This is a genomic window from Gemmatimonadetes bacterium SCN 70-22 (assembly GCA_001724275.1).
Lineage (GTDB): Bacteria > Gemmatimonadota > Gemmatimonadetes > Gemmatimonadales > Gemmatimonadaceae > SCN-70-22.
Genome location: MEDZ01000023.1, coordinates 85,468 through 101,991 on the forward strand (window position 1 = coordinate 85,468; position 16,524 = coordinate 101,991).

General features: G+C 71.4%; 16 protein-coding genes, 2 tRNA genes and 1 pseudogene. 18 read left to right on the top strand and 1 reads right to left on the bottom strand.

Features of this window, described 5'->3' with window-relative positions; genetic code table 11:
• The first annotated feature begins 42 nt into the window (after positions 1-42).
• The 9 genes from ABS52_12410 to ABS52_12450 all read left to right on the top strand — a co-directional run bounded on the left by ABS52_12410 (position 43) and on the right by ABS52_12450 (position 7,135).
• A tRNA-Ser gene (locus tag ABS52_12410) sits at positions 43-129 on the top strand.
• Between the two features lie 156 nt (positions 130-285).
• Positions 286-373, top strand: a tRNA-Ser gene (locus ABS52_12415).
• A gap of 189 nt (positions 374-562) precedes the next feature.
• Positions 563-1,390: a hypothetical protein gene (locus ABS52_12420; protein ID ODT02804.1), complete on the top strand. Its 828-nt coding sequence runs from the start codon at positions 563-565 to the stop codon at positions 1,388-1,390.
• 318 nt (positions 1,391-1,708) lie between these two features.
• Positions 1,709-2,494: a hypothetical protein gene (locus ABS52_12425; protein ID ODT02805.1), complete on the top strand. Its 786-nt coding sequence runs from the start codon at positions 1,709-1,711 to the stop codon at positions 2,492-2,494.
• Positions 2,495-2,591: 97 nt separating this feature from the next.
• Complete coding sequence (locus ABS52_12430; GenBank protein ODT02806.1) at positions 2,592-3,140, top strand: bifunctional pyr operon transcriptional regulator/uracil phosphoribosyltransferase; 549 nt, start codon at positions 2,592-2,594, stop codon at positions 3,138-3,140.
• Complete coding sequence (locus tag ABS52_12435) at positions 3,137-4,090, top strand: aspartate carbamoyltransferase (GenBank protein ODT02807.1); 954 nt, start codon at positions 3,137-3,139, stop codon at positions 4,088-4,090. The genes ABS52_12430 and ABS52_12435 overlap by 4 nt, the downstream gene beginning before the upstream one ends.
• Before the next feature lie 44 nt (positions 4,091-4,134).
• Positions 4,135-5,427: a dihydroorotase gene (locus ABS52_12440; protein ODT02808.1), complete on the top strand. Its 1,293-nt coding sequence runs from the start codon at positions 4,135-4,137 to the stop codon at positions 5,425-5,427.
• 12 nt (positions 5,428-5,439) lie between these two features.
• Positions 5,440-6,117, top strand: a complete 678-nt coding sequence (locus ABS52_12445) for a hypothetical protein (GenBank protein ODT02824.1) — start codon at positions 5,440-5,442, stop codon at positions 6,115-6,117.
• 22 nt (positions 6,118-6,139) lie between these two features.
• Positions 6,140-7,135: a hypothetical protein gene (locus ABS52_12450; GenBank protein ODT02809.1), complete on the top strand. Its 996-nt coding sequence runs from the start codon at positions 6,140-6,142 to the stop codon at positions 7,133-7,135.
• A gap of 77 nt (positions 7,136-7,212) precedes the next feature.
• On the opposite strand, the gene ABS52_12455 is transcribed toward ABS52_12450, so the two are convergent.
• The gene (locus ABS52_12455; protein ODT02810.1) at positions 7,213-7,458 is read right to left on the bottom strand and encodes a 30S ribosomal protein S20; all 246 of its coding nucleotides are present in this window, start codon (positions 7,456-7,458) and stop codon (positions 7,213-7,215) included.
• A gap of 164 nt (positions 7,459-7,622) precedes the next feature.
• On the opposite strand from ABS52_12455, the gene ABS52_12460 reads away from it, so the two are divergent.
• The 9 genes and pseudogenes from ABS52_12460 to ABS52_12500 all read left to right on the top strand — a co-directional run bounded on the left by ABS52_12460 (position 7,623) and on the right by ABS52_12500 (position 16,524).
• Positions 7,623-8,318: a hypothetical protein gene (locus ABS52_12460; protein ID ODT02811.1), complete on the top strand. Its 696-nt coding sequence runs from the start codon at positions 7,623-7,625 to the stop codon at positions 8,316-8,318.
• Positions 8,318-9,052, top strand: coding sequence for a hypothetical protein (locus ABS52_12465; protein ODT02812.1), 735 nt, complete (start codon positions 8,318-8,320; stop codon positions 9,050-9,052). Before ABS52_12460 ends, ABS52_12465 begins: the two co-directional genes overlap by 1 nt.
• The gene (locus ABS52_12470; GenBank protein ODT02813.1) at positions 9,027-9,569 is read left to right on the top strand and encodes an SMC-Scp complex subunit ScpB; all 543 of its coding nucleotides are present in this window, start codon (positions 9,027-9,029) and stop codon (positions 9,567-9,569) included. Before ABS52_12465 ends, ABS52_12470 begins: the two co-directional genes overlap by 26 nt.
• The gene (locus tag ABS52_12475) at positions 9,569-10,495 is read left to right on the top strand and encodes a hypothetical protein (GenBank protein ID ODT02814.1); all 927 of its coding nucleotides are present in this window, start codon (positions 9,569-9,571) and stop codon (positions 10,493-10,495) included. The genes ABS52_12470 and ABS52_12475 overlap by 1 nt, the downstream gene beginning before the upstream one ends.
• A 117-nt stretch (positions 10,496-10,612) precedes the next feature.
• Positions 10,613-11,557 carry an ATPase gene (locus ABS52_12480; GenBank protein ID ODT02815.1) on the top strand — a complete coding sequence of 315 codons (945 nt, stop codon included), beginning with the start codon at positions 10,613-10,615 and terminating at the stop codon, positions 11,555-11,557.
• A gap of 8 nt (positions 11,558-11,565) precedes the next feature.
• Positions 11,566-12,489, top strand: a complete 924-nt coding sequence (locus tag ABS52_12485; GenBank protein ID ODT02816.1) for a hypothetical protein — start codon at positions 11,566-11,568, stop codon at positions 12,487-12,489.
• Positions 12,486-13,457, top strand: a complete 972-nt coding sequence (locus tag ABS52_12490) for a hypothetical protein (GenBank protein ODT02817.1) — start codon at positions 12,486-12,488, stop codon at positions 13,455-13,457. The genes ABS52_12485 and ABS52_12490 overlap by 4 nt, the downstream gene beginning before the upstream one ends.
• Complete coding sequence (locus ABS52_12495; GenBank protein ID ODT02818.1) at positions 13,454-15,148, top strand: hypothetical protein; 1,695 nt, start codon at positions 13,454-13,456, stop codon at positions 15,146-15,148. Before ABS52_12490 ends, ABS52_12495 begins: the two co-directional genes overlap by 4 nt.
• Positions 15,145-16,524 (top strand): annotated as a pseudogene (locus ABS52_12500) (hypothetical protein). Before ABS52_12495 ends, ABS52_12500 begins: the two are co-directional and overlap by 4 nt.

Genomic DNA, 16,524 nt, shown 5'->3' on the forward strand with positions numbered 1-16,524 from the left:
TTGACTACCGAATTGCCACGGGATATCCTTCGCGTCTGTTTTGGACAGGTGTCCGAGTGGCTGAAGGAGCCGGTCTCGAAAACCGGTGTACCGGCAACGGTACCGTGGGTTCGAATCCCACCCTGTCCGTGACGCAACGCGCCGGGGCGGCTTCCCGGCGCGTTGCGCGCTTGAAGCGCGTGGCCTCCGGGCCGGTGCCGCCAGCGTCCGCGGCGCCCCGGCCCCGGTTCGCCGCCGGGACCGCACGGCACGAGCACGGCACGAGCACGGTAGTCGCACCACGAGGGACGGGTGGCCGAGTGGTTTAAGGCGCACGCCTGGAAAGTGTGTGTACGTTAAAAGCGTACCGAGGGTTCGAATCCCTCCCCGTCCGTCCGGGCCCAGGGCCCGCACACGGCCCCCCGCCTCCGCGGGGGGCCGTTCGCGTTAGGCGCCCGTTCATGCGCCTGTCATGCACCCCCCGCAGATTGCCCCCTCCGGGTCCCGGTGGCATCTTCGCCCAGGCCCCGCCCGCCGCCCCTGCGGCTCGCGCCCGCACGCCCTGCCTCCATCCACGCTGCCCATGCCCAATCTCGCCGCGCTCCACCCCCAGGTCGTCCACCTGGTCATCGGACTCCTGATCGTCGGCGTCCTCTTCCGGTTACTCTCCCTCACGGGGAAGCTCTCGTGGACTGGCCCCGCCGCCACCGCCCTCATCCTGCTGGGCACCGGAGCATCCGTCGCCGCCGTGAAATCGGGGCTGGACGCTCACGGCCCGGTCGAACGCGTCCCCGGCGCGCGCCCCATCGTGGTCGAGCACGAGGAGCTCGGTGAGAAGACCCGCAACATCTTCCTCGTCGTGAGCCTCCTCGAGCTGGCCACCCTGGCGCTGAGCGGCAAGGGACAGCGCGTCCTCCGGCTCGGCTCCGCGGCCCTCGGGCTCTACGGCCTGACCGTGCTCTACGAGACGGGTGAGGAGGGCGGAGAGCTCGTCTATTCGTTCGCCGGCGGCGTCGGCATACGCACGGGCGACCCCGAGGACGTCAGCCGTCTCCTGCTGGCCGGGCAGTACCACCAGGCGATGCTCGACCGGAAGAACGGGAAGGGGGCCGAGGCCGCGGCGCTGATCTCCGACATCGCGCGCCGCTTCCCGAACGACACCAGCGTCATCCTGATGCACATCGAGTCGACGCTGCGCGACCGCAACGATCCGGCGGGGGCCTTGGCCGCCCTCGACACCTTCCAGCCCCCGGCAGACAATCGACGCCTGGTCATCAGCGCGGGGATGCTTCGGGTCGATGCGCTGGCCGCGGCTGGCCAGAAGGACTCCGCCCGAGCCGTCCTGACAGCGTTGATGAAGGCCGTCCCCGACAATCCGCGCCTCAAGGCCAAGCTGGACTCGCTGCAGTAGGACGGGGGAGGGAGCGTGGTGCCAGGGGGGCGGCCGCTCCAACGGGCGGGGGAACCACGCCATGTCGCCCCGGGGCAACGCGCTTCGGGGCAACGCGCTCGGGGGCAACGCGCCCGCGGGGGCGGGGAGCTCCCCCCGTCGTGACCCGGCTCACCCCATGACTGCGTCCCGTGGCACACCTCCTGCTCTCTCAGCCGCCCGGGAAGGTCCCAATTCGCTGGTGACCGCGGCGCGCAGGGGGGCCCGGGAGGTGCCGAGGGATGGCGCGCCCCGAGCCTCGAGACGCGCGGGGGGCGACGCCGACATGGAGCCTGTTCAGTGACCGAGAATCGACATCTCACGCAGCTCGCCCGCATTGCCCTGCTGGTCACCATCGGGGACCTGGCGACGAAGGCGGCGGCCATGCAGTTCCTGGCCGGTGACGCCACGTCGTTCGCCCCGTGGCTGCGCTTCGCGGTCGTGCACAACGACCAGGGAGCGTTCGGCTGGTCGATCGGTGTCTACACCTGGCAGGTCAACCTCGCGCTGACGCTGGCGGCGATCGTCCTCATGGTCCCGGTGAGCCGCGATCTGGCGCGCGTCGACCGCTCGGCGCCACGCGCCCTCGGGCTCATCGTCGGCGGCGCGCTCGGCAACTTCGCCAGTCTCGTGACGTCGCCGTACGGCGTGGTCGATTTCATCGAGCTCGACTTCACGAACCTGGGAGTCGCCTTGAACGTCGCAGACGTGGCCGCGTATGCCGGCCTGGCGATGATCCTGCGCACGGGGGGCCTGCTGGTGGCGGCGCTCTGGCGCGACGTACGGGTGCACGAGCTGCGTCATGTCACGGAGGTCCGCGACGTCTTCGCCGAGAAGGCGCTGATCGAGGAGGGGATGTACGCGGCGCCGCGTCGCAACGCTCCGCGAGTCGACCGCGAGGTGGCCGTCGCCGATTGGAGTCACTTCGTGCGTCCCGCGGGGGTCCCTCTGGGCGACGAGACGCCGGCGGAGGAGGCAGATATCCTGGAGATCCGCACCACCCCCGGTCGTCTCGGTGTGGTGGGTGAGATCTCGCCACGGCGCGGCGTCATGGGCGACGAGCATCCCCGCGTGCGCGATCGCTAGGCGCCCGGTGGCGGCGCACCACGCCGCCGCGTGACCCGCCTCGCGCGACGGGGCGGGCGCTTCATTTTGCGGTTTGCGCGGCGCATATTGGCCGCTCATGGCACCTACGCGAACGATTGCGCTCGATGCGCGCGCCGTGGCGCGCACCCTGCGCCGCATGGCTGACGAAATCGTCGAGCTGTTCGACGGCACCGACGACGTCATCGTGGTGGGGATCCAGCGACGGGGCGTCCAGTTGGCCGATCGTCTCGTCCAGATGATCAGCGAGCGGGAAGGGGTCCAACTCCCGCGAGGCGCCCTCGACATCACGCTGTATCGCGACGACCTGCAGACCGTCGGGCCGCGCCCGGTCGTGGGGAAGACGCACCTCCCCTGGGCCGTCGATGGCAAGCGCGTCGTCATCGTGGACGACGTGCTCTACACGGGGCGGACCATTCGCGCCGCGCTCGACGAGCTGGCCGATTTCGGGCGCCCCGCGCGCATCGCCCTCGCCGTCCTCGTCGACCGAGGCGGGCGCGAGCTCCCCATCCACGCCGACATCGTGGGGAAATCGATGACGGTGCCGACGGGGGGACGGGTCGACGTCATGGTCGCCGAGCTCGATGGAGACGACTCGGTCGTCCTGGTGCCGGCGGAGGGCGCGTGAAGAGCCCGGATCTCGGCAAGGACCTGCTGGGACTGGAGGAGCTGTCCCCCGAGCAGATCCAGCTCCTTCTCGACACCGCGGGGCCCTTCAAGGAGATCTCGCTGCGGGCCATCAAGAAGGTCCCCACGCTGCGCGGGGCGACGATCGTGAACCTCTTCTTCGAGGCGTCGACCCGCACGCGCGTCTCCTTCGAGTTCGCCGAGAAGCGCCTGTCGGCCGACACGGTCAACGTGGCGGCCAGCGGCTCGAGCGTGGCGAAGGGCGAGACCCTGGTCGACACCGCGCGGAACCTCGAGGCGATGAAGATCGACATGGTGGTCATTCGCCATGGCGCCTCCGGGGCGGCGCGCTTCCTCGCCGATCGCATCGAGTCCAATGTCGTCAACGCGGGCGACGGGACGCACGAGCACCCCACGCAGGGGCTCCTCGACCTGCTGACGCTGCGCGACCACTTCGGGCGGCTGGCGGGGGTCAAGGTGTGCATCTGCGGCGACGTGCTGCACTCGCGCGTCGCACGCTCCAACATCTGGGGCTTGCGCAAGATGGGCGCCGACGTCGCCATCTGCGGTCCCCGCTCGCTCCTGCCTAACGCGGTGGAAGCCCTCGGCGTCACCGTCTTTCGCCGCATCGAGGAGGCGATCGAGTGGGCCGATGCCCTCAACATCCTCCGCTTGCAGCTGGAGCGCATGCAGGCCGGCTACATCCCCTCGCTGCGGGAGTACAACCGGGTCTTCGGGGTCACGCGCGAGAAGCTCGAGCGCGCCCCCCGCGACATCCTCATCATGCACCCCGGTCCCATGAACCGCGGGGTCGAGATCGACTCCGACGTCGCCGACGGCCCGCACAGCGTCATCCTCGACCAGGTCACCAACGGCGTCGCCGTCCGCATGGCCGTGCTCTACCTCCTGGCCGGCGGCCGCCCAGAACTGGCCGAAGCCGCCAAGAGCTGACTCTCGTCCTCTCGTCTTCTCGTCTTCTCGTCTTCTCTTCTTCGATGAACGTCCTCCTCCGCCACGCTCGGGTGCTCGACCCGTCCTCCAACCTCGACGTCACCGGCGACGTGCTGGTCGTCGACGGCCGCATCGAGCATGCCGGCGCCCCGCTGGGCGAGGTCCGGCGCGACGGTGACCTCGTCGAGATCGACTGCACGGGGCAGATCGCCTCGCCCGGCTTCGTCGACGTGCACTGCCACCTGCGCGAGCCGGGGCGCGAAGATGTCGAGACCATCGCCACCGGCGCGCGTGCCGCCGCCGCCGGTGGTTTCACCGCCGTCTGCGCCATGCCCAACACCGACCCGGTCACCGACAACCAGGCGGCGGTCGGCTTCATCATCCGGCAGGCGATGCGTGCCGCCGCGGCGCGCGTCTACCCGATCGGTGCCATCTCGGTGGGGCAGAGGGGGGAGGCGCTCGCGGAGTTTGGCGAGATGGTCGGCGCCGGCGCCGTCGCCGTCAGCGACGACGGGAAGCCCGTGGCCAGTGCGCAGCTCATGCGGACGGCGCTCGAGTACGCGCGCACCTTCGAGATCCCGGTCGCCGACCATTGCGAGGAGCCGACCCTCGCCATGGGCGGGGCGATGAACGAGGGGGTGGTCTCGGCGCGCCTCGGCCTCAAGGGCATTCCAGCCGAGGCCGAGGAGATCATGGTCATTCGCGACATCCTCCTCGCTCGACGCACGGGTGGTCACGTGCACCTCTGTCACATGTCGACCAAGGGCTCTGTCGAGCTCATCCGTTGGGGGAAGGAGCGCAACATCCGGGTGACGGCGGAGGTCTGCCCGCATCACCTGTCACTCACCGAGGAGGCGGTGGAGGGGTACAACACCAACGCCAAGATGAATCCGCCGCTACGCACCGCCGAGGACGTGGAAGCGCTCAAGGAGGCGGTGCGCGACGGGACCATCGACCTCGTGGCGACCGACCACGCCCCCCATCACTACGACGAGAAGGAGCGCGAGTTCGCCGACGCGCCCAACGGGATCGTCGGGCTCGAGACGGCGCTCGCCGTCCTCGTCACGAATCTCGTCGTTCCCGGGATCGTCAGCTACGCCACCCTCGTCGACCGCATGTCGTGCGCGCCGGCGCGCATCTTCCACCTTCCGGGCGGGACGTTGCGCCGCGGGAGCGTGGCCGACATCACCGTTTTCGATCCGGCCGCCCGATGGCAGGTCGACCCCGCAACGTTCCTCTCGAAGGGACGCAACACGCCGTATGCAGGAAAGACATTGACCGGGCGAGCCACGTGTACCATAGTGGCCGGGCGGATCGTCCATCGGCAGGCGAGTTAGGGTGAGGTGGTGATGGCGGCACCGGGAGCGTTCGCAGCCAGGCGCGAGATCGTCACGGTCTGCCGGCGATTGTACGAGCGCGGGCTGATCGCCGGTCCCGATGGCAACGTCTCGGTGCGTATCGCTCCCGATCGCATACTCGTCACTCCCGCAGGGAAGTCGAAAGTGGACGTGCAGGGGGCCGACCTCGTCGAGCTCACGCTCGATGGCCGGCCGGTGCGCGGCTCCACGCGTGCGTCGTCCGAGGTGCAGATGCACCTGCGCATCTACCAGCGCCGCGCCGACGTGAACGCGGTGGTGCACGCGCATCCGCCCACGGCGACCGGATTCTCCGTGGCGGGCGAGTCCTTTGCCGCGTGCATCCTCCCCGAGGTGATCTACCAGGTCGGTTGGGTCCCGCTGGTGCCGTACGCGACGCCGGGGACCGAGGCGCTGGCCGACGCCTTCGAGCCGTACCTGGACGACCACGACGCCTTCCTCATGGCGAACCATGGGGCGACGACGGTCGGGACATCGCTCACCATCGCGCACCAGCGGATGGAGAGTCTCGAGCACAGCGCGCGCATCGTGCTCACCGCACGACTGCTGGGACGCGTGAACACGCTGACCCCGGCACAGGTAGAAGCGTTGGTCCAGGCGCGACGACGCGCCAAGCCGGGCGAGACCTATCCCGGCTGCCCGATTCCGTGAGAGCAGGCCGAGAGGAAGAGGTATGACGAACTTCGAAACGAACCCGATCGACGCCCTCGAGGGGCTCCTCGCGGAACGCCGCCGCTACGAGGGGTGGCTCGCCCAGCTGGAGGAACGGCGCACCACGTCACCGGCTCACGTCGTGGATCGCGTCCGGAGTGACTACCTCGGACGACTCGAGGGGGTTACGCAGCAGCTGCGCGGGCGTGCCTCCGACCTCGAGCGCTCCGCCTCCGGACTCCGGGAGCGCATCGCCACGCTCGCGGCCGAAGAAGGGGTGCGCCGTGACGAGCGGGCCGAGCTCGAGCTCCGCGCCCTCGTCGGCGAATTCGACGCCGAGCGGGCTCAGCAGTCCATGGGCAGCTGCGACGAGGCGATCGGGCGTCTCAGCGCCGAGCGCACGGGACATGAACGCGAGCTCTCGCGCATCACGGAGGTCCTGGCGATGGTCACCGCTCCGCCGGCGGCGCCGACTGCCGTTCCCTCCGCGGTCGCGGCTTCCGCGTCGCCGCCCCCCGTCGCCGCGGCAGCGGTGCCTGACGAAGGTGCTCCTGCCGCGTCCGCCGAGACGTCGGAGGAGCTCCCCCCGTCTGTTCTGGAGACTCGGACGCTCGCGTCGCCGGAGCCGTCTGCGATGGACGAACTGGCTTTCCTCCAGTCGGTCGTCGATGCGCCCCGGGAACTTCAGGGTGAGCCGGCCGCCGCCGCCACCGAGCCCGAGCTTCCGGCACCACCGGCGTCCCCCCGCGGCGAGGAGCGAGTCGACCTGCTCCCGCCCCCCGTCCTCACCGCGCCACGGCGCCCCACGCCGCTCTCCTCGAACCTTCCCCCGACCTCGCGCGAGAACTTCGCGGCGGGTCCCGCGGGCTCGGCGCTCACGCCGGGGAGCATGCCGTCGTTCCTGAAGGACATGCCCACCGAGCAGGTCAAGACGCTCAAGTGCCAGGAGTGCGGGACGATGAACTACCCCACCGAGTGGTACTGCGAGCGTTGCGGCGGTGAGTTGGCCGCGATGTGAGGCAGGGGGGCGGGCGCAACGAGAGCGGGGCGATCCGAGTGGATCGCCCCGCTTTGTCTGGTACGAGCGCCGGTGCCCTACTTCGCGGCGTTCGCCTTCTTGGCGAGGCGGCTCTTGTGCCGGGCAGCGGTATTCCTGTGAATCAGTCCCTTGCGGGCGGCGCGGTCGAGCAGGGAGACCGCCGTCTTCTGCTGCTCGGGCGTGGCGCCGGCGTCCTTCGCCTTCTTCAACGCCGTGCGAAGCGCCGAACGCTGGGCGCGATTGCGCACGGTCGCGGCGCGGGACTTCCGCATGTTCTTTTCGGCGGAGGCGATATTCGGCACGAAGAAACTCCGGTGGAGCGGTGTTCAGGTGGGTTGGTTGCGAGCCATGAATCCTATTGGCACATAGGGGCCATGTCAAGGAAAGACAGTGCTTTGACTCTCGTTCCCCCCCGCGCTACCTTGCCCGTCCTTCCGCACCACCCCAGCTCATCGTTCGGACCCCATTGGATAAGCTGCAAGAGTTCCTGCTCGTGGCGCCGGTCCTGCTGTTCTCCATGGTCGCCCACGAGTTCGCTCACGGGTACGCGGCGCTCAGGCAGGGGGATCCCACGGCATTCCAGCTCGGGCGCCTGACCTGGAACCCGGTCAAGCACATCGACCCGTTCTTCACGATCATCCTCCCCCTGGTCACCTTCTTTACCGGGGGCTTCATCTTCGGCGGAGCCAAGCCCGTCCCGGTCACCCCGCGCAATTACCGCAACTACCGGCGCGGCGACATCATCGTCTCCATGGCGGGGATCGCCACCAACCTGGTCCTCGCCGTCCTCTGCACCGGCGTCATCGCCCTCCTCGGCCTCATGGGGCGCGCCCTTCCGGTGGCCACCGATACCCTGGCCATCCTCCAGCGGATGTTCATCACCGGCGTGGTCTTCAACCTCATCCTGGCGATGTTCAACCTCCTCCCGATCCCGCCGCTGGATGGGTCGCACGTCATGAAGTACCTCCTCCCGCCGGCGTGGGCCATCCGCTACCAGCAGGTGGGGATGTACGGAATCTTCATCCTCATGATCCTCATGATGACGCGCCTCGGCGCCCCGCTCCTGTCGGCCTGGATGGCGCCGGTGAACCTCGTCGGGGGAACGCTGCTGCGCGCGGTCTCGCAGTTCATCCTCCCGAGCCAGTTCACGCTGGGGATGTGATGACGTCGATCGCGGTCGATCACGACAACGCCTTCGTGGTGGAGCTTTCGGAGTTCCAGGGCCCCCTGGACCTCCTGCTGGGGCTCATCCGCGACGAGAAGGTCGACATCTACGACATCCCCATCTCGCGCATCGCCGACCAGTTCCTGGCGCGCGTCCGCACGCTCGGACTGGACCAGGCGGCGGATTACCTCGAGATGGCGGCGCGCCTCCTCCGCATCAAGGCGCAGATGCTCCTGCCGCGCAACGACAGCGAGGACGCCTGGGAGGATCCGCGCGCCGAACTCGTCAGGCGCCTGCTGGAGTACCAGCAGATGCGCGAAGTCGTGGACGTCCTCGAGGAGCTCGCCGAGGAGCGGCGCTCGCGCTTCGCGCGCGCGTACATCGCGCCCAGCGGTGTCGAGCCGCCACCGGCGCCGCTCGCGTTGTCGCTGGCGGAGCTCCTCTCGGCGATGGACCGCGTCCTGCGCGTGGCGAAGGACCCCGCGGTGCACGACGTGATCCCGCGAGCGCTCGACGTGGACGGGGCCATCGCCACCGTGCGCGGCGTCCTCCTGCTCAAGGAGCGGGCGCGCTGGCGCGACGTCGTCCGGCAGGGGGCCGAGCGCTGGGAGATCCTCTCCGCCCTCCTCGCCCTCCTCGAACTGGCCCGCCGCGGCGAGCTCAAACTCATGCAGGCGAATCCGTTCGCCAACGTGTTCATCACTCGTGAATCCCCTGGCCAAGCTGCTTGAGGCGGCGCTCTTCTCGAGCGCGCGCCCCGTCCCCAAGGAAGAACTGGCGGCGCTCGACCCGGAGTCGTCGCCGGCCGCCGTGCAGGCCGCACTCGACGAGCTGCGCGAGACCTACGACAACGAAGGGCACGGCGTCGAGCTCGTGGAGCTCGGCGAGGGATGGCAGATCCTCACCCGGCCCGAGTACACCGAGGCGATCGAGCGCGCGCAGCTGGCGGTGCGGCCGCACCGCCTCTCGGCGGCCGCGCTCGAGACGCTGGCGATCATCGCCTACCGGCAGCCGATCGGGCGGGCCGAGATCGAGGAGATCCGCGGCGTGAACGTCGGCGGGGTGCTCAAGTCGCTGCACGAGCGCGGCCTCATCGACGTCACCGGACGCGGCGAGGGGATCGGACGCCCGCTCTTGTACGGCACCACGCCGCTCTTCCTCGAACAGTTCGCCCTGCGCCACCTCGAGGAGCTCCCGCGGGCCGATGAACTCGCGGTGGCGCTCCGCGCCGAGCCGAAGCCGATCTGATGAACGAACCGATGCGCATCCACCGCGCCCTGGCGCGCGCCGGGGTCGCATCGCGCCGCCACGCGGAGGCGCTGATTGCCGAGGGACGCGTGCTGGTCAACGGCCTCCCGGCACGGATCGGGCAGGTCGTCGATCCCGCCAACGACCGTGTGCAGGTCGATGGGCGTGAGGTGGTGCTCGGCGCGCCGCGCGCGCGCTGGATCGTCCTCAACAAGCCGGCGGGCGTGATGACGACGCGGCGCGACCCCGAGGGGCGTCGTACCGTCTTCGACCTCGTCCCCGACGTCCCCGGGCTGACGTACGTCGGGCGTCTCGACTTCCTGACCGAGGGCGTCCTCCTCCTCACCACCGACGGCGAGGCCGCACACCGCCTCACGCATCCGAGCCGCGAGGTGGAACGCGTGTACCTGGCCACCGTGCGCGGCAACGCGAAGCGCGCGGCCGAGGCGGCACGCACCGGGGTGGAGCTGGAGGATGGCATCGTGCATCCCGCGTGGGTCAACGTCCACCCGCTGGAGCGGCGGCGCTGGGGATTCGAGATCGCGATCCGCGAGGGACGCACGCGCGAGATCCGCCGGCTGTGCGCCGCCCTCGGGCTGGAGGTGGAGCGCCTGGTGCGCACGCAGTGCGGCCCCGTGCGCCTGGGGATGCTCGAGGCGGGCGCGTGGCGTGAGCTGAGCCCTCGCGAGGCGGCGATGCTCGAGGTGCTCACCGGCACCGAGGTCGCGGCCGGGACGCGGCCACGGAAGCGCGAGGCGCGCTCGGGGGGGGACCGCCCCCCCGCTCGCCCGGTGCGCCGGGGGGGAGCCGAGGGGCGTGGGGCGCGCGAAGGCGACGCCGGGCGTCCCGCGACGCAAGGGCGTGGCGAGGGAACGCGGCCCCCTGGCCGATCGTCTGCAGCGAGGCGGCGCCGGCGCGGCGAGTGATCGCACGGGCCGGTCGCCGGGCGCAACGCGCGGAACCGCGCGCAAGTACGGTGTAAGAGCCAGAAACCCGTCGACCTACAGGAGAACGCGCACGTGGCAACACAAGCGGCAACGGACATGGCGCTGGTGCAGGCCGTCGAACGCGAGGTCGGGAAGCGCGTCGTCGGTCAGGAATACATGGTGGAGCGCCTCCTGATCTCGCTCCTCACCGGGGGCCACGTCCTGCTCGAGGGAGTCCCCGGGCTCGCGAAGACGCTCACCGTGCGCACGCTGGCCGAGACCATCCACACCACGTTCCAGCGCATCCAGTTCACCCCGGACCTCCTTCCCGCCGACGTCCTCGGAACGCAGGTCTTCGACCAGTCGACCGGGAGCTTCTCGATCAAGCGCGGCCCCATCTTCGCCAACATCGTCCTCGCCGACGAGATCAACCGCGCCCCGGCCAAGGTGCAGGCGGCCCTCCTCGAGGCGATGCAGGAGAAGCAGGTCACGTTAGGCGGCCAGACGTTTCGTCTCGAGGAGCCGTTCCTCGTGCTGGCCACGCAGAACCCCATCGAGCAGGAGGGGACCTACCCGCTCCCCGAGGCGCAGGTCGACCGCTTCATGCTCAAGCTGCGCGTGGGTTACCCATCGCGCGAGGAAGAGAAGGAGATCATGCGCCGCATGGCGAGCGGCGAGCCCATCGCCATCGACGCCATCGCCTCGCCGCAGGCCATCCTCGAGGCACGGCACCGGATCACCGAGCTGTACATGGACGAGCGCATCGTCGACTACATCGTCGACCTCGTGCACGCCACGCGATACCCCGCCGACGCCAGGCTCAAGGACCTTGCCCCCCTGATCGAGTTCGGCGCCAGCCCCCGGGCAACCATCGCCCTGGCCCAGGCGTCGCGCGCCCACGCCTTCCTGCGGGGACGCACCTACGTCACGCCGGACGACGTCAAGGCGATCGCGCCCGACGTCCTCCGTCACCGGATCCTCACGACGTACGAGGCCGAGGCGGAGAACGTCTCGAGCGACGACATCGTCACGCGGATCCTCGACACGGTGGAAGCACCGTAATCCCGCCGATGTCCGCGCCAGCCCCTGTCGAGCGCCGTCGGGCGGTGGCGATCTCCCCGGAGATCCTCCGCCAGGTCAAGCTGATCGAGCTGCGCACCCGGCGACTCGTCAACTCGGTCTTTACCGGCGAGTATCGCTCCATCTTCAAGGGACAGGGGATGGAGTTCGCCGAGGTCAGGGAGTACCAGCCGGGCGACGAGGTCCGGTCGATCGACTGGAACGTGACCGCGCGCATGCGGCGCCCGTTCGTCAAGCGGTACATCGAGGAGCGCGAGCTCACCCTGATGCTCGTCGTCGACCTGTCGGGCTCCGAGCGCTACGGGACGGTGCGGCGCTTCAAGTCCGAGCTGGCGACCGAGTTGGCGGCCGTCCTCACGATGTCGGCGGTGCGCAACAACGACCGGGTCGGGGCGCTCCTCTTCACCGATCGCGTCGAGCATTTCGTCCCCCCGGGCAAGGGGCGCCGCCACGCCCTTCGCATCCTGCGCGACGTCCTCGTGCACGAGCCGCGTGGCACGGGGACCGACATCCCGCTCGCCCTCGACTTCCTCCGCGGCGTCCTGCGGCAGCACGCGATCATCTTCATCGTCTCGGACCTGCTGGACCCCGACGTCGAGCGCCCCCTCAAGCTCCTGGCCCAGCGCCACGACGTGGTGGCCGCCGTGGTCGACGATCCGAGCGAGCTGGAGCTCCCCGACGTCGGGATGGCCCGCTTCGCCGATCCCGAGAGCGGCGTCACGATCGACGTCGACACGAGCGACCCGGCGGTGCGCGCGTCGTACGCCGAGCAGGCCGCCGGCGAGCACGAGGCGCGGCGCCAGCTCCTGCGTCGCCTGGCGATCGACGAGATCCCGATCTCCACGGCGGGCGGATACCTCGAGCCGCTGCTGCGCTTCTTCCGGACGCGCGAGCGGCGAGTGGCGCGCGGATGAGCCGTCGTCCTCGCCGCGCGATCGCCCTGCTGGTGGGGGGGTGGGCGCTGCTCTCCGCCCGCGAGCTGCAAGGGCAGGGGGGGCGCCCGGGCGCCGCCGGGGGGAGCGCGGGGGCGATCTCGCGCGGCGTCCTGGTCCTCCCCGAGACGGTGACCGTCGGCGATCCGTTCCGCGTCGTGGTCCGGGTGCGAGCCCCCCGGGGGGCGACGCTCGACTTTCCCGAGGCGCCCGACTCCGGGACCGGTGTGGAGCCCCTCGACCCCGTGGTCGTCACGACGGCGGGCGACTCCTCCGCCACCGAACAGGCGGCCACGTATCGCCTCGCGGCGTGGGACGTGGGCGTGCGAGCCATCCGCTTCCCCGACGTCGTGGTGCGCGAGGGTGCTGCGGTGCGACGCGTGGCGGTCGGTCGCGAGCTCTCGGTCGTCGTGGCGTCGGTCCTCCCCGCCGATTCTTCCGAGCGCGTGCCGAAGCCCGCGCGCCCGCTCTTCGAATTCGGCCCGCCGTGGTGGTGGTGGGGGCTCGTCGCCCTGGCCGCGTTAGGCGTGGTGGGCGCCCTCTGGTGGCTCTGGCGCCGGCGCCGGCAGGCAGCGCTCCCCCCGCACCGCACCCCGAAGGAGCTCGCCGACGAGGAGTTCGCGCGGATCGCGGCGATGGAGCTGGTGGCCAGCGGGGAACGGGGCGCCTACGTGGCGCTCATGGCCGACGTGGTCCGGGACTACCTCGCGCGCGTCGTCGCGGCGGCCGCGCCCTCGCTGACCACGTCGGAGCTCCTGCAGCGCCTGCGCGGCGACACCCGGCTTCCGCTCGCGCGCCTCGCGCGGCTGCTGCAGGAGGTGGACCTGGTCAAGTTCGCGGGGGTCCCGATCGACGCCGGGCGCGCCGAGCTGGCGGGCGACGAGGCGCGCGGGGTGGTGGAGGAGGTCCACCAGGCCTTGCAGCCGGCGGAACAGCGGGAGGCGGCATGAATGCGGTGACGACCGACTGGCCCTGGATGCTCCCGGTTGCCGTCGTCCTCGTGGCGGGGGCGGTGCTGGCGGTGGTGGCGGCCGTCAGGCGCAAGCGCTTGCGGCTGGCACGCATGGGCGAGGCGCCGCTCCTCGCCCGCCTCACGCCGGCCGGCGCGCTGGCGTCGTCGCCGTGGCGCGCCGTGCGCCTGGGCGGGGTCGTCCTCCTGGCCGGCGCCGCCCTCGCCGGCCCGCGCTGGGGAATGGAACCCGCCATCGTGAGCGGTGAGGGGATCGACGTCGTCCTCGCCCTCGACGCCTCGCTCTCCATGCTCGCCACCGACGAGCGCCCCAACCGCCTGGAGCGGCTGAAGCAGGAGGTGCGCCGCTACCGGGACCTGTCGCGCGCCGACCGCGTGGCGATGCTCGCCTTCGCCGGCCGCAGCTACATCCTGACCCCGCTCACCGTCGACGACGGCGCGCTCGAACTCTTCCTCGACAACCTCGACCCCAGCATCGTGGGCCAGGCGGGGAGCTCGCTCGCGCGCGCCGTCACGCAGGGGACCGACCTCCTCCTGTCCTCGCCAGGCGGGAGCGACCGCGCCCTCGTGATCATGAGCGACGGCGAGGCGTTCGAGCCGGTGGAGGACGTGCGGGCGGCGGCGGCGCGCGCCGCGCAGAACGGGATCGCGATCGTCACCGTCGGCTTCGGCACCACGCAGGGGTCGACGATTCCCGTCAAGGAGAACGGGACGGTTGCCCCCAAGCGCGACGAGAACGGCCAGGTCGTGATTTCCCGCTACACGCCGGAGATGCTCCAGGCCATCGCCGACGCGGGCAACGGGACCTTCATCGGTGCCGAGGTGACGGACAAGGCGGCCCGCGTGCGCGCGGCCCTCCGGAACCTGCGTGCCACGACGCGCCGGGTCGCCGCCGGCGCCACGCGCACCCCGCGCTTCCAGTGGTTCGTCGCCCCGGCCCTGTTGCTCCTCCTCGTCGATACCTGGCGCGCCGAACGCCGCCGACGCGGCCCGCGCCCCTCCGCCGCCGTCGCCGCGGCAATGGCCGGGACGGTCGCGATGTCGGGGTGCACCTGGTCGGGAAGCGTGCCGCGTGAGGCGGCGCGCGAGTACGCCATGGGGCGCCACGCGCGAGCGGCCGCGCTCTATCGCTCGGCGATCGCCAAGGGCGATGCGCGCCCGGAGCTGATGTACAACCTCGGGACCGCGCTCGTCGCGGCCGATTCGCTCCCGAGCGCGATCGAACCCCTCGAGCGCGCTGCGCGCGTCGAGGAACCGGAGCTCCGCTTCCGCGCCTGGTTCAACCTCGGCCTCGGGCACCTGCGGCGCGGCCTCGCCGGCGCCCCGGCGGCGGACAGCACGCGCGAGGCGCTCGCGACCACGCTCGAGACGTACAAGCGCGCCCTGATCCTGCGCCCCACCGACCGCGACGCCAAGTGGAACTACGAGCTGGCGCTCCGCCAGCAGCAAGAGAACGGCGGGGGCGGGGGAGGGGGAGGCGGCGGGGCGAATGCCAGCCAGCAGGATCGCGGCGAGGCCGATACACCGCGGGCGCAGCAGCAGGGCGGTGGGCTGGGCGAGCAGCAGGCGGAGCAACTCCTCGATGCGGCGGCGCGCGAGGAGCGGGGGGTGCAGGGGCGCAAGCAGCGGCAGAGCCGTCCCCAGCCGCCCCCGGGAGGGAAGGACTGGTGAGCGTCGTCGCGTCGCGCCTTCCGTCGCGCCTTCCGTCGCGCCTTCCGTCGCGCCTCCGGCGTCGGGGCCGGTGGCTGGCGGTGGCGGGGCTCCTGCTCCCCGCTGCCACCACGGCGCAGCAGGGCGCCACGCCCCCCGCCACCGACGCGCGCCCGGCGATCGTGACCGAGGGACGCATCGACCCGCGGAAGGACGTGAACTTCAGCGCACTCGCCCTCCCCACCACCGTCTACGTGGGGCAGCAGGTGACGTACCAGATCGGCGTCTTCCTCTCCCCCGAAGTCTCGCAGCGGCTGAGGCGCAATCCGGAGTTTGTCCCGCCGGATGTCCGGTCGATGCTCGCCTACGACCTCCCGTCGCCGGCGCGCCCGCTGCGCCGCGACGAGGGCGGGCGATCGTACGACGTGCACGTCTTCCAGCGCGCCCTCTTCCCCCTGACGGCGGGGACGCACGTCCTCGCCCCCGCGCGCCTCACGTACTCGCTTCCGCTCTCCAACGCCTTCTTCAGCCGCGAAGAGAGTCACGCCGCCCGCACCAGCGCGGTGACCGTCGTGGCCAAGGAGCCCCCGCCGGCGGGGCGCCCGGCCGGGTATGACGGCGCGGTCGGGCGGCTCGTACTCGGGGCCCGCCTGGACACCACCGCCGCGCGCGTCGGCGACCCGGTCACCCTCGTCGTGAGCGTGCGAGGCACCGGCAACGTCTCGCTCTTTCCGCGACCCCACCTCGCCCTCGCGTGGGGCGATGCCGTCAGCGGCGCCGAGCACGTGAGCATCGACTCGGGGACGGCGCTCATCCAGGGGCGCAAGGACTTCGAGTGGATCGTCACGCCGCGCCGGGAGGGGAGGCTGGAGGTCCCCGCCGTGCGCTACCCCTTCTGGAATCCCTACACCGAGGCGTACGAGGTCGCCGTCACCGCCGCGATCCCGCTGACCGTGGGGGGCGGCACCCTCGCCGCGCGCGTCGACGCGACCGCCGACACGGCGCCTCGCCTCCCCGTGCGTGCGCGCTATCGCGGCCCCATCGCGCCGCCGCTTTCCACGGCGCCGGCCTGGTGGGCGCTGCTGGCGGTCGTCCCGATCCCCGCGCTGGCGCTGGGCGCACGGCAGCGCCCGCGGCAGCGGCGCACGCCCCCGCCGGCGGCGGGACTCCAACAATTGACAACATCTGCGGTCGTCCCGCCGGCGGCGGTGCGGCGGGCATTCGCCTCCGCGGTCATGGCCCGCACGGGGATCGGCGCTCGCACCATGACCGACACGCGGAGCTTCGTCCGGACGCTCCGGCACGTCGGGGTCACGGCGGAGACGGCCCAGCGCGCCGCCCACGTCCTGGCGGAGATCGACGAGGCGACGTACGCGGGCGCGGGGACGCCGCCCTCG